Origin of the sequence: Gracilibacillus phocaeensis, from assembly GCF_900626275.1 — a bacterium.
GTDB classification, from domain to species: domain Bacteria; phylum Bacillota; class Bacilli; order Bacillales; family Amphibacillaceae; genus Gracilibacillus; species Gracilibacillus timonensis.
The window spans coordinates 377,424-390,683 of the sequence record NZ_LR131144.1 but is presented as its reverse complement, the minus strand read 5'-3'; the positions used below and the strand labels follow the sequence as shown (position 1 = coordinate 390,683).

Sequence of the window (13,260 nt, the reverse complement as noted above, 5' to 3'; positions counted from 1 at the left end):
CCCTTTGTTATTTTTACACTTTTGACATGAGATCAGCGCAAACGTCCATCTACGGACGTCTGCACTTCTATTTATTGTTTATCTAATTGAAAGAGTGGGGTTTGACCTGCTTGAACTTGTTGTTCAGACACATAATCGGTGAGTTCAAATTCTTTACTGTTCAAGACAATCAGCGGTGTAATGGTTTTATAACCATCTGTCGTCACACTTTCCAAATCAAAGCTGGCCAAATCGTCACCTTTTTTTACCTTTTGTCCATTCGTTACATGGATTTCAAAACCCTTGCCATCCAATTCAACCGTTTCTAAACCCATGTGAATTAATATTTCTGCCCCATTATTAGCATGCAAACTAATGGCATGTTTCGTTCTGAAAACATCGACAACTTCTCCATCAATAGGGGCTACAACCTCTCCATTAACTGGGGCAATAGCGATTCCTTCTCCCATCATTTTCTGTGAAAAAACTTGATCAGGAACGTCTTCTAGAGTAACGACGTCCCCTGTCATTGGTGATACGACTTCCATATTTGTTTCTTTCTTTTTGAATAAATTCCCTAACATACAAATCCCTCCAATTCCTCACCTCTTATTTGTTTTCATACCCTATTTTTTGTGGATAAAACCATAAGAAGCCTTCTCTCTTAGCATAACAGAAAGGGATGGGATTATACCATTAACGAGCCCTGTGAACGGATTTTACCAGCTTTTCTATCCTATCTAGTTTAATAAGCTGACAAATAGTTTCAGGAAACGCAATGGGATAATGTGACTCGATGTTACCCATATAATCAATCTAACGGGAAATGTTTATCTATGCTTTGTACATTAGAAGTTCTTTTATTGAAAAGAGAAGGTCGGGATATTCATTCCATAAGATATCCCCCTTTTACTACCTAAAAGGGGGGACCAAAAACATCAATTACTTCCGATTAATTCCTTTAGTTTCACAACATTTTCTTGCGCACTATCTAATGGGTCTCCATCAAATTTCTCCTGTTCAATAACATACCATTCAACACCAACAGCTTCTCCGGTCTCCCAAAGCGTTTTAATATCTAAAGAGCCTCTGCCAATCTCGATACTGCGCTTTTCGCCATTTTCGACAGTCATATCCTTAATATGTAGGGAAACCGCGATATCGTCATATGCCTTAATCGTTTGTAATGGATCTACCCCTGCATGCGTTGCCCAGTAGCAATCCAGCTCCATTTTGACATATTCATGATCGGTTTCTTCAAAAATAATGTCGAAGCCGCGTTTGCCATTCCCTAAATCAAAGAATTCCATATCATGATTATGATAGGCAAATGTAAAACCAGCTTCCTTACACTTGCGACCGATTTCATTTAATTCTTCCGCAGCACGATAATAAGCGCCCTCATCTTTTCTGTATTCTTCAGGTAACATCGGACAAATAATTAAATCATTGCCAATTGTGCGATTGTATGCTAAAGAATCTTCTAATTGATCACCAGTCAAACTATCAAATGGCATATGACTTCCCGCTGCCACCAATTCAGCTTCATCCATTACTTGCTTTAGTTTTTCTGCTGGGGTATCAAAAAAGCCAGCAAATTGGACGGCTTCATAGCCCATTTTTCCTAGTTTGGATAAGGTGCCTAAAAAATCATTTGCCGTGTGTTCACGTACCGAATATAATTGAATCGCAATTTTACCCATTCATTTCGTCTCCTTTTTGTTACCTGTTGACAGCAACAAGCATGCTTATTCTTCTTGAATAAGCCCCTGCTGCCTGTCAATCAGATCATTTTGTTTACATCTTATCCTCAAAGCTGTACTTATAAATATACAGCCTTTCCAGTTTCAGCGGATTGGTATAATCCGTCGATTATCTTTTGGATATTGGTACCTTGTTTGGCGTAATGGTCGGTCACATTTCCGCTAAGACATTGTGCCACAAAGGAATGTATCTCCACTTGATGCGCATGAACCTCTGGTAAATAAGCAGGCGTAACATCTACTAATGTATCATGTTTCTCCTGATACATTTTTAACGGGAAGATGTCCGCTCCACCTTTATTCCCCATTAAGGAAACTTGCATAGTATCCTGCTTCTCAACATTCGCCGCAAAAGCAGATTCCAGCACCAAGGAAGCTCCATTGTTAAAGGTGATCATTCCAATTGCCATATCTTCTACTGAATAGTTTTGGTAGTCCCAGTCACCCATTAGTCCTACACCTTTTTTGGTACCTATTTGCTGGTGTGTCTTTCCTAAGACAACAGCCGGCTCAGGGTATCCCATTAAGTATAGGGCTGTATCAAGCATGTGAACACCGATGTCAATAAGTGGTCCGCCACCTTGAAGTTCTTTATTGGTAAAGACTCCCCAGCCTGGAATGCCTCGACGTCGGATCGCTTGCACACGTCCAGAGTAAATGTCACCTAACTCCCCTGCATCAATAAAACGTTTGGCCGCTTGCGTTTCCGATTGAAAGCGGTAATGAAAACCATACATCAATAGTTTGCCCGCACGTCTTGCGGTATCTTCCATTTCTTTAGCTTCCTCTTGGTTCATGGCTGGCGGCTTTTCGCATAATACATGACAACCAGCTGTTAAGGCATTAATCACGGCTGCCTTATGAAATTTATTTGGAACACAGACACTCACAGCGTCTATCTCTGTTTCTGTTAACATGGTTTCATAATTATCGAATACTGCAGGAATTTGATGTCGCTCTGCGATCAGTTTTGCTCGATCATAGGCAACATCCGCGATGGCGACTATCTCCACCTTATCTGCAATAGCTTCGTAGGCAGGGATGTGAACTGATGTTGCAATCCCCCCTGCGCCAATTAAACCAATTCTTAATTTGGACATCAATAAACGCTTCCTTTCCTTACGCCCACCACATCTCTGTTGGCGACTCCGAGATTATAACAGATTTTAAATTCGTTACGGCTCTTGCAAATCCTTCATTAATTGACATGATTGGGTCTTCATGCTCAATACTGACCACATAATCATAACCAGCAATTCGTAGCGCACTCATCATATCTGACCATTCTTCTAAACTGTGCCCACAACCTACCGATCGAAAATTCCATGCCCTTGTTTGAATATTACTATATGGCTGCATGTCGGTAAGGCCATACATATTCACATTATCTTGATCTATATAAGTATCTTTTGCATGGAAATGGTGAATTGCGTCTTCTGCACCTAAAATTTTGATCGCCGCTACCGGATCAATCCCCTGGAACCAGAGATGACTTGGATCCAAATTAGCACCAATTGCCGGACTCGTTTTCTCACGCAGTTTTAACATGGTATAAGGAGTGTGTACTAAGAAACCTGCATGCAGTTCAATCCCAATCTTCACATTATTCTTTTCTGCTAATTCAGCAATTTCTTTCCAATACGGCACTAGTTTTTCTTCCCATTGCCATTCCAAGACATCCGCATAATCTGTTGGCCACGGGGCAGTCGGCCAATTTGGAGCCTTGGCGTTTTCCTGATCACCTGGCGTACCAGAGAAACAATTGACAACAGGTACACCGGTTAAACCAGCTAGTTCGATGGTTTTGCGTAATCCTTCGTCTGATTCTTTGGCAAAGGATTTCTCTGGTGTTAAAGGGTTCCCGTGACAGCTAAAGGCGCTAACGGTCAAACCACGATCCGATACAGCCTTCATATAAGCATGTCGTTTAGCTTCATCGTTTAATAATGCATCAAGATCACAATGAGCGCCCCCAGGGTACCCGCTGGTTCCAATTTCAACAGCTTCTAAGCCGCTTTCTTTTACATGGTCTAACATATCTTCAAAATTCTTATCTGCAAATAATACAGTAAATACACCTAATTTCATAAATAACGGCCTCCTTTAGGAAATGGTCACATTTTGTTTTGTTTCATTTGCTTCCAGTGCTGCTAAGATAATTTTCAATGACTTGTATCCTTCTTCTCCATCGATTAATGGCTTGGTATCATTTAAGACGCTATCGACAAAATGATCGATGACACCTGTGGACGTTTGACCCCCACCGTCATTGGTTTGAATCTGACCCAGTTCATAGTTCACACGCGTACCGTCTGTATAGGTCGCAATTAAACTGTAAGTGGGATCATCTTCTAAACGTAAATTGCCTTTTTCGCCATAAATTACAGTAGCGTTATTTTCTCCCCCTTTATAAGCCCAGCTTGCTGTAAGGGTGCCAATAATACCATTCTCACTGCGTAGTACACTCACAGCTTGATCATCTACATCGCTATTCTCTTTTGCAGATGATTCCACCATAGCTGCTACTTCCTTCATCTCTTCTCCTAAGATATAGCGAATCACATCTGCTTTGTGTACACCTAAATCTCCCAGCGCACCAATAAATGCCTCTTTTTTACGGAAGAACCAACTTTCTGCACCATCTACACTCCAGCCTTCTGGGCCGCCATGACCAAATGTGGTACGGAAACTGTAAATCTTGCCAAGATCTCCATTCGCAATCAATTCACGAGCCTTCTCATGACTTGCTACGAATCGCTGATTATGACCAATCATCAATTTTTTACCAGACTTATTACTTGCTTCAATCATCTGTTGGGCTTCTTCATCGGATGTAGCCATTGGTTTTTCACAAAGTACGTGTTTCCCTTGCTCCAAGGCAAAAATGGAAACCGGTGCGTGTAAATAGTTTGGCAGACAAACACTTACTAGATCAGCACCAGAGTCTGTAATTGCTTCTTTATAATCTGTATAGGCCTTTGCGCCATACTCTGCCGCCACTTCTTGTGCTCGCTTTTCTAAAATATCACAGACTGCTACAATATCTACCCCCTGACGTGACTGATATTCTGGTAAATGCCGGTGTACTGCAATACTCCCTGCGCCAATTACGGCTACTTTTAAGTTACTCATGCTTGTTCCTCTCCTCTTCATCTATTAAAGTTTTTCTATTGGTTGTGCATTTCCATAGCTAGAGAATGTTCTAGTTGTTGGTTTCGCCCAACGAACAGCATTTTGAATCACACGCTGAACATCTTCATGATAATAGGTTGGATAAGATTCATGTCCTGGACGGAAGTAGAAGATCTTCCCATGTCCTCTGCGATATGTACACCCTGAACGGAATACTTCTCCACCAGTAAACCAGCTGAGAAATACAAGCTCATCTGGCGCTGGGATATCGAAATGTTCACCATACATTTCCTCATTTTCGATTTCGATATATTCACCAATTCCCTCAGCAATCGGATGAGAGGGGTTGATAACCCACAAACGCTCTGTATCATTCGCTTCACGCCATTTCAAGTCACAGCCAGTTCCCATCAATTTTTTGAATATTTTTGAAAAGTGCCCAGAGTGAAGAACAATTAAACCCATTCCCTCTAATACACGCTGATGTACTTTTTCTACAATTTCATCTGCTACCTCGTGATGTGCCATATGGCCCCACCAAACTAAGACATCTGTCTCTGCCAATCGCTCTTCGGTTATTCCATGATTAGGCTCATCTAAGGTAGCCGTTTCAACTTCGATATCATCCGTTTCCAAGAAAGCTTTAATAGCACCATGAATTCCTTCTGGATAAATGTTGGCTACTTCTTCGTTGTTCTGTTCATGTCGATATTCATTCCATACTAATACTTTCATTGTTTTTCCTCCTTAGTTATCTTATTTGCGTAACGTCTTGAATAAGCATTTTAACAGAATTAAACCCATTTTAAAAATGTTATCCCTTTCATTAGCAAAATAATCTATTTTTTATCATATAGGATATTCGCATATTTGAACATAAGTGATATAATCAAAACATGAACAATTTTGCTATAAAATAAGATTAACGGTAGACACATTTTCTTATTGAGAGATTTTGAACATCCTCTGCAAGTTAGCTATAAATTGCTTATTTGATAGGAAGCTTTTATTAAGAGAATATCAGAAGGTCTGCCTGTGGTTGCTTACGGACAGAATTTTGTGATTCAGCGGTTTTTTGTCCGTGAGATCCATTCTTACGGACAGTATTTCACGATTCGGCGATTTTTTGTCCGTGAGATTCATTCTTACGGACAGTATTTCACGATTCTCCGGTTTTTTGTCCGTTAGATTCGTTCTTACGGACAGTATTTTGCGATTCTCCGGTTTTTTGTCCGTGAGATTCATTCTTACGGACAGTATTTCACGATTCTCCGTTTTTTTGTCCGTTAGATTCTTATCGATTCAAGAACAAGGGGATTTTTAATATCATCAATGATAGGTTTTTGCTAGTGAACGTTGTATGCCAGGCGATAAGTTTATGGCGAACCTAATCACGGCTATAGGAAAGGAATGTTTATCATGCGCATTGACTTTTGTGGTTATTCCTACCACGATCAATTATTTCATACTAATCACCAATCACGCTATGCCTCTTATCTTTTTCGTTTACAAATAGAAGGACAGGCACAGATCACCGTGGATAAGGAAGAGCAGATGATTGAAAAAGGGGACTTATTAATAATCAAGCCGGGTGAAGCTTACGAATTACACGTTTTAGCTGGACAGCAAAGCGGCGACTTTCATTTATATTGTGAAGGGGACGAAGTGGCTGAGCGATTTCGAAATAGTCCAACTATCAGCAAAATCGCTACAGATGATTCAAGTCTGGACCTGTGGCAGCATCTTATCATTGAAGAAAGAAGACCCGAAAAAGAGAGAAATAGTGAGCTTACTTACCATTTACTCAATGCATTGCTTGTCTCGTTAGAAAGATCACTGGATAAGAAGACAGACGATATCTCTCGACCCTATATTGTGACGAAGATGATGCGTTATATCGAAGAAAATGCAACCAAACAGGGATTCAAGATTGCACAAATTGCTGACTATTGTAACTTGAGCAGTTCTAGGTGTGTGCATCTTTTTAAAGAATATGTCAATCAAACGATCATTGAATATGCCCAATCCATTCGTATCGCAACCGCCATCAATCAAATGAAGTACACCACAATGACCTTAGAAAATATTGCACAAAATTGTGGCTTTGGCTCCTATTCTTATTTCCATCGTGTCTTTAAACAGGCTTACCATGTCTCACCAAAGACATATCGCCAGCGGATATTTGAGCTTTAATCCGTGAGAAGCTCAATTAATTCTACCCTGCTTTTTATGCCGAGCTTCTGATAAATCTGGGATAGACTCTTTTTCACTGTTCCCTCACTTACCTTGAGTTTTTCGGCAATTTTTTTATTGATCCAGCCCTTTTGTATCAGCTGGATGATGTTTTTCTCGCGTTGTGTCATATCTGACTGTATAGGAAGCCTATCCTCGATATAGGCAAAGGATTGTTCCCGTTCCATTTGCCGAAGTACACTTAACCGGCTGGAGAAATAACGAATGAAGGTTTGTGGTGCAATAAAATCTCCGGCAATTACAAAGCGAAGGGCTTCCTTAAATCGATCTAAGCTTGTATCTTTTAAAATATACCCATCTGCTCCTACCATCAATGCCGCTTCAAAAGTTGAGTCATCATCATGTGTAGACAATATAACTGCCTTTGCGTCAGGATACACCTGCTTGATCCTTTTGACACATTCCCACCCTTGCAAATTCGGTAATTGTGAGCTCAATAATACCAAAGATGGTTCGGATTGTTCCTGTTCGATAAAATCTAATACCTGCTGCCCATCCCCGAATTTAGCAATCACTTCAAATTCTTCCATCTCTTCGACAAAGCTTGTGATCATTTCCCTGAATAACGTTTGCGCTTCTCCAACAATAACTGTATATGCCATTTTATACACTTCCTTTATCAAAAGGTATAAGTAAATTATATATCTTTTGAACTACATAAACAATAAAAACTTGTAAAAAAAGCCTAATTATTGATTTGTACAATTTTTTGAATAATCTTTCATTTCGAAAGCCACATACATGATGTGATCGCTAAGCGTTGATCTTAAAGAGTTCCGTTCGAAAAATCCATTACAAAGGACACATTGAAATTTTGTGTTGCCTTGCACTTTTTTGGTCCATTTTAACAACCTTTGAATATAAACATAAAAAGTGAGAAATTGACTGGTGACAAACTCACTCAAATGATATGAATCGCTTTGATAAAATGTTGGACTATTCACCAATAAATAATAGCTATGACAGGTGTTTACATCAAGCACGCACAAGTTGTCATTTAAAAAAAACCGGAAGAGGAGGCGGTAATTCGTTAGCTCTTCTTCCGGTTTTTCTATGATGAACGCATGATAACACCACTAACTATGCTCTATGATGATAGCGTTCGTTCATTAACCTGTCATTCTATTTTTTCGATCATTCTCTTCCGTTAAAAATTGCAGAAATGTCTGCAAGCTTAATCGAGGTTGAGATTTTATTATGGAAATATAATCCTTCTTCTGATAGTCATTGATGACATCACTTGTTTGAATCCGATCTACCATATGTTCCTGTTCAATCGTTCTAATTTGTTTCTTAATGTGACGAGACTCCTTGTATAAGGCAACACCTATCGCCGCAATCAAGGCGTAAACAATCAAGAAACCATATGCTAAACCATCCATCATCAACCACAGAATAAGGTTAATGACTGAAAAAAATAAAAGTGGCAAAGCAAACATTTTATATTTAGCATTCTTTTTAAGCAATGGCGTTAACTTTTCAAACAAACCTTCTAGTTCTTTCTTCATAAAAACAGGTAAGTCTTTCGCAAAATAGGAGAACATGCTACCCCTCCAATGATAAAATTGATTACCTTACTATTATATGTCTCCACTGTTTCCCGCGTCAAAACCTTTGCCTTCCGCCGTTTTAATATTTTATGATAGAGATAGGAGGGATAACATGAGAATAGCATTTTTATCAGATATTCATGGGAATGCAGTGGCGTTAGAAACAGTACTTCAAGATATAGAGCAAAAACAAGTGGACCGAATCGTTGTATTAGGGGACCTTGCCTTTCGTGGTCCGGATCCTGCCAAATCGATTCAACTGATTCGTTCCCTTCAAACGGATGTCATTAAAGGAAATGCGGACGAGTGGGTAGTTCGAGGGGTTCGTGAAGGGGAAGTTCCGCAAAAAGCGCTTCCGATCATGCAGGAAGAACAGCAGTGGACCCGTAAACAATTGAGCGAAGATGACATTAACTATCTAAGTAATCTGCCAACAGAGCTAATTCTTACAACGGAAGGTACAAAAATACACGCCTTTCATGCCACACCGAATAGCTTATTTGATGTGGTGCTTCCGCATTTTTCTGACCATGAATTAATCGACAGCCTGACCACTAATGAAGATGCAGATTTATATGTATATGGTCATATCCACAAGGCTTATCAGCGGGTTATTGAGGGGAAAACCATTATGAACCTTGGTAGTGTTGGATTGCCTTTTGATGGTATAACCAAGGCGTCTTATGTAGTAGCAGATATAACGGATAACCAGCTACAAACCAGCCATATTCGGGTAGCTTATGACATCGAAAAGGTATGCCAACAATATGAAGCAGGTGATTATCCCAATATAGAAGCCATGCAGACAATTTTACGGACAGGACACAATACATGATACGCTTTGTAAAAAAGCATCCCTCACTGGCGAGGGATGCTTCTCGTATTTAATGCAGACCAGGAAATCCTTGCTGTTTTAATACATCATAAATAACAATGGCAGCTGTATTAGACAGGTTTAAGGAGCGAACCTTATCCGTCATCTGAATACGCAAACAATGATCTTCCTTACCTTCCAGCAATTCTTTTGGTATCCCCGTTGTCTCTCGTCCAAATACAAAGAACCATTGCCCTTCTGCGTTACTAAAATCAAAATCCGAATAATAATGCGAGCCAAAGTTTTCAATATAATAAAAACTACCAGCTGGATAAGTCTGATATAATTCCTCTAATGAATCATAATAATTTATTTTCACATCATGCCAATAATCCAGCCCAGCCCGACGCAACATTTTATCGTCCGTTGAAAACCCGAGTGGTCGAATTAAATGCAGGTGGACGTTGGTTGCCAGGCACGTTCTGGCGATATTCCCCGTATTAGCTGGTATCTCTGGTTGATATAATACGATATGTACTGCCAATCTGCTTCACCTCAACTATCGCTTGTTAACCTATCATATTATATCATACTCGCTGGCTTTTGCACGTATGGTCAATCGCTAATTCGAAAAAAACGATACTCACATGCTGGTGTCCAAGCTGCTGAATCTTCATAGGTCCAATATCGATTTCTGCTGTTATTGGTGTGCGCATTCACTAACGGTTGATTGTTGCTATCCTTTGCCACTACGATTGTATTATGGTCCCACCTGCCATCCCCTTGAAAGTCATAACAAATGACATCCCCTGGCCAGAGGTCGCTCGCTTGACTGACCTCACCTCCATTCCACCCAGCAACTGCCCCGCTTAGATACCAACGAAAAGAATGGGCAACAGACCAGCTGTAACTCCATTGATAATCTTGGTACCACCATCCTTTCGAACGATTGGGCATGCCCGTCATCGGGATACCGCCAGCTCTCAGACATTGTGATATATAATTGGTACAATCATCCTCTTCAAAAAAAGGATAGGCTGGATTCGCCCCATTCCACCACCGTTCTGCATATTGAACGGCCGCTCTGCGATCATAATAAAAACGAGTAAAATCGCTTGTCACCTCTATCTCCCGCTGCCCTGTTCCTTTATTAATTGGATTGGGCTGTTCAGCTATTACATGACCATTCTCTAAGTAGGCGGTGCGGTCTTGTACGATTTCTTCATGATAATAAGTTCCTTTATCTTCGATCAGCAGCTTCGTATGTAATTGATAGCCGATTTGCTGCTGCCCATTCTTTCTGCTTTCTTGTCGTTGTTTTGCAAATAAATCAACTTGTTTCAACCGTTTTTGTCGTTGTTGCTGAAGTGAATAAATGGTGTGCAAATGGTGTGCCCACATGGATTGCCAATACTGATATACCAAGTTCCATTCCGACACTATCTCATCTCCTTCAAAAATTTTTTATCCCTACCCATAATTTATTCCATACTATCGTATAAATATGACTAGATAAGATGAGTTATGAACCAGTAAAAGTGGATGGGGTTTTAGCTCGCTTATCGTGATTAAAACATGTATGATTAGAGTATGGAATAGGAGAGTATAATTTAGGAGGTTAATCCTATGAAAAGATGGTTAGCGATGTTAAGTATATCTACCATAGCCATTGGCAGTTTAACGGGTTGTATGGATGTTCGAAACCAAGATGACGGAACACCACCGCCCCTAGAAGAAGCCCCTGATCAAGACGATAATCCTGCTGAAGGTGAAAATTAATTACCCAAAAAAGTAGTGGGGTTATGAAAGGTTAGCGCTGCGATAAAGCAAGACTTATCAGGATATATAGTGGCCGTTGGTTTCCATAACCATTTCAATTTTGCGCTTTTACAGCGAGAAAATTTACGGACACTTAGCGTAGTGATAAATAAAAACAGGTAGGCCACATACGGTCTACCTGTTTTCTGTATCGGCTTGTTCCAAGGCCAATAAATATTCTTTTTTATCCAGTCCACCGCCGTAACCTACCAGCTTACCATTTTTACCAATGACGCGATGGCATGGAACAATGATCGATATCGGATTCTTGTTGTTCGCCCCACCTACTGCCCTTACAGCTTTCGGTGCAGCAATATAATCAGCGATATCCTGATAAGAACAAGTCGCACCATAAGCAACCCTTGACGCTAATGCCTGCCATACCTTTTTTTGAAAAGTCGTGCCATAGAAACGATAATCGATCGAAAAAGTCGTACGTTTTTGCTGGAAATATTCATCCAACTGTGTAATAACCGGCTCCAGTTCTGCCGTTGATTCTTGGAAAGTCGTGGGTAATTGATGCTTCTCAGACCATTTTGTCAAACGTTCTTTTACCGTTTCCATCGTTCCATATTTTACATAAATCAGCTTCCCTTGATAACGCAGCAATACTAATGGTCCAATTGTTGACGAATAGGTGGCATAATAGATCTGACTCATAATTGTCCCCGCCTTCATTTTTTTTAGTTTCTGAAACATTATTAAAGTGAAGCTAGAGTTTTCTTCATCCCTTACTGATGGCTGGCGAAACATATCAGGATGTTTAACCACCTACTTGATCTGTGTAGGGCGGTTAGCGCTGTGATAAACCTTTCTTCATTTCTGCTAATACTTCAGTGTCTTCTTCTATTGTCATCGCTGTTTTCACTGCTTCTACACCGGACACTTCCCCTATTTTACCAAGCGCCCAGGCCGCTGTGCCTCTAATCACTGGTCTGGGATCGTCTTTCATCAAGCGAATCAATTCGGGCACCGCCTCTGTTTCCTTATAATGGGCGAGAGCAAGGATAGCATTGCGTTGTAGCGGTTTTTTACCTCGCCACGAACCTGCCATTCTACCAAATTTATCCTTGAATTGACGATTAGAGATAGATAATAACTCAAGTAAACGTGGTTTGACCAAATCGGGATCTGGTTCGAACGCTTCGTGATGATGGAAGTCCACTCCTTTGTTATAAGGGCAGACAACTTGGCAGGTTTCATAACCATAAATAAAATTCCCCAGCTTATCCCTGTGTTCATCAGGCAGATAACCTTTCGTTTGTGTCAAGAAAGCCAAACACTGCTGAGCATTGAGACGCCCCGGCTCTACCAAGGCGCCGGTTGGACAAGCGTCTAGACATTTGGTACAGCTACCACAGCCTTCGACCATTTGCTCGTCAGGTGAAAAAGGGATATTGGTGATCATTTCACCCAAATAAATATACGAGCCAAATTCCGGTGAAATAATAAAAGTGTTCTTGGCGCTAAAGCCTATGCCTGCCCTTTCAGCTACAGCACGATCAGATAATTCGCCAGTATCCACCATCGATCGCTGCACAAAACCAGAAACTCTTTCCTGCAAAAAAGCGGACAGCTTAGCGAGCTTTTCTTCCAACACGATATGGTAATCCGTTCCCCATGAGGCACGACAAAACATCCCGCGCCGATCCCCTTTTACACTTTTTACATTATGTTTTAGTTTGGTTGGATAAGCCAATGCAATCGCAATAATTGATTCTGCTTCGGGCAGTAATCTGTCTGGTTCGGTTCGCTCTCTGATGGTACCTTTTTCAAATCCTGACAAGTAGCCTGCCTCTTCTTGTGCTTGTAACCTGGACTTTAATTCGGAAAAGGCGCTTGCGCTGGCAAAGCCAATCTGATCGATGCCTATTTCTTTGCTGTATTGGATCAGCTCTTCTTTCAATTGTTGATATGCCACGGCACTCTCTCCTTTCTGTCCTAGCACAAA

General features: G+C 40.6%; 16 protein-coding genes. 3 read left to right on the top strand and 13 right to left on the bottom strand.

From position 1 onward, the window contains the following. Window positions 1-71: 71 nt before the first annotated feature. The 7 genes from E0E32_RS09585 to E0E32_RS22180 form a co-directional block, all read right to left on the bottom strand. Window positions 72-563 carry a PTS sugar transporter subunit IIA gene (locus E0E32_RS09585; protein WP_066192140.1) on the bottom strand — a complete coding sequence of 164 codons (492 nt, stop codon included), beginning with the start codon at window positions 561-563 and terminating at the stop codon, window positions 72-74. 354 nt (window positions 564-917) lie between these two features. Continuing rightward, window positions 918-1,682: a sugar phosphate isomerase/epimerase family protein gene (locus E0E32_RS09580; RefSeq protein WP_066192138.1), complete on the bottom strand. Its 765-nt coding sequence runs from the start codon at window positions 1,680-1,682 to the stop codon at window positions 918-920. Between the two features lie 119 nt (window positions 1,683-1,801). After that, entirely contained in the window at window positions 1,802-2,842 is a 1,041-nt protein-coding gene (locus E0E32_RS09575; protein WP_066192135.1) for a Gfo/Idh/MocA family protein, read from the bottom strand. 19 nt (window positions 2,843-2,861) lie between these two features. Next, on the bottom strand, window positions 2,862-3,830 hold the full coding sequence (locus E0E32_RS09570; protein ID WP_066192043.1) for a sugar phosphate isomerase/epimerase family protein: 969 nt from the start codon (window positions 3,828-3,830) through the stop codon (window positions 2,862-2,864). A gap of 15 nt (window positions 3,831-3,845) precedes the next feature. Then, complete coding sequence (locus tag E0E32_RS09565; protein WP_066192041.1) at window positions 3,846-4,874, bottom strand: Gfo/Idh/MocA family protein; 1,029 nt, start codon at window positions 4,872-4,874, stop codon at window positions 3,846-3,848. Window positions 4,875-4,898: 24 nt separating this feature from the next. Further along, window positions 4,899-5,609: a ThuA domain-containing protein gene (locus E0E32_RS09560; protein WP_066192039.1), complete on the bottom strand. Its 711-nt coding sequence runs from the start codon at window positions 5,607-5,609 to the stop codon at window positions 4,899-4,901. 285 nt (window positions 5,610-5,894) lie between these two features. Next, window positions 5,895-6,119 (bottom strand): hypothetical protein, encoded by a 225-nt coding sequence (locus tag E0E32_RS22180; RefSeq protein WP_165445006.1) that lies wholly within the window; start codon window positions 6,117-6,119, stop codon window positions 5,895-5,897. Window positions 6,120-6,293: 174 nt separating this feature from the next. On the opposite strand from E0E32_RS22180, the gene E0E32_RS09555 reads away from it, so the two are divergent. Further along, entirely contained in the window at window positions 6,294-7,067 is a 774-nt protein-coding gene (locus tag E0E32_RS09555; protein WP_066192037.1) for a helix-turn-helix transcriptional regulator, read from the top strand. Here E0E32_RS09555 and E0E32_RS09550 read toward each other — a convergent pair. Both E0E32_RS09550 and E0E32_RS09545 read right to left on the bottom strand, forming a co-directional pair. Then, the gene (locus E0E32_RS09550; protein WP_066192035.1) at window positions 7,064-7,729 is read right to left on the bottom strand and encodes a response regulator; all 666 of its coding nucleotides are present in this window, start codon (window positions 7,727-7,729) and stop codon (window positions 7,064-7,066) included. The genes E0E32_RS09555 and E0E32_RS09550 overlap by 4 nt on opposite strands. A 507-nt stretch (window positions 7,730-8,236) precedes the next feature. After that, window positions 8,237-8,671: a DUF5392 family protein gene (locus E0E32_RS09545; RefSeq protein WP_066192034.1), complete on the bottom strand. Its 435-nt coding sequence runs from the start codon at window positions 8,669-8,671 to the stop codon at window positions 8,237-8,239. Between the two features lie 118 nt (window positions 8,672-8,789). Here E0E32_RS09545 and E0E32_RS09540 point away from each other — a divergent pair, with 118 nt between their 5' ends. Continuing rightward, complete coding sequence (locus E0E32_RS09540) at window positions 8,790-9,512, top strand: metallophosphoesterase family protein (RefSeq protein ID WP_066192032.1); 723 nt, start codon at window positions 8,790-8,792, stop codon at window positions 9,510-9,512. Window positions 9,513-9,561: 49 nt separating this feature from the next. Here the strand turns inward: E0E32_RS09540 and trmL are convergent, their stop codons facing one another. Further along, window positions 9,562-10,035 carry a tRNA (uridine(34)/cytosine(34)/5-carboxymethylaminomethyluridine(34)-2'-O)-methyltransferase TrmL gene (gene trmL / locus E0E32_RS09535; RefSeq protein ID WP_130859676.1) on the bottom strand — a complete coding sequence of 158 codons (474 nt, stop codon included), beginning with the start codon at window positions 10,033-10,035 and terminating at the stop codon, window positions 9,562-9,564. 71 nt (window positions 10,036-10,106) lie between these two features. After that, a complete protein-coding gene (locus E0E32_RS09530; RefSeq protein WP_235817526.1) occupies window positions 10,107-10,931 on the bottom strand; it encodes an amidase domain-containing protein in 825 nt (274 codons plus the stop codon). A gap of 186 nt (window positions 10,932-11,117) precedes the next feature. On the opposite strand from E0E32_RS09530, the gene E0E32_RS22175 reads away from it, so the two are divergent. Next, complete coding sequence (locus E0E32_RS22175; protein ID WP_161485705.1) at window positions 11,118-11,270, top strand: hypothetical protein; 153 nt, start codon at window positions 11,118-11,120, stop codon at window positions 11,268-11,270. Between the two features lie 174 nt (window positions 11,271-11,444). Here the strand turns inward: E0E32_RS22175 and E0E32_RS09525 are convergent, their stop codons facing one another. Next, complete coding sequence (locus E0E32_RS09525; RefSeq protein ID WP_078060218.1) at window positions 11,445-11,969, bottom strand: methylated-DNA--[protein]-cysteine S-methyltransferase; 525 nt, start codon at window positions 11,967-11,969, stop codon at window positions 11,445-11,447. A gap of 133 nt (window positions 11,970-12,102) precedes the next feature. Beyond that, on the bottom strand, window positions 12,103-13,230 hold the full coding sequence (gene queG / locus E0E32_RS09520; protein ID WP_130859675.1) for a tRNA epoxyqueuosine(34) reductase QueG: 1,128 nt from the start codon (window positions 13,228-13,230) through the stop codon (window positions 12,103-12,105). Window positions 13,231-13,260 lie beyond the last annotated feature (30 nt).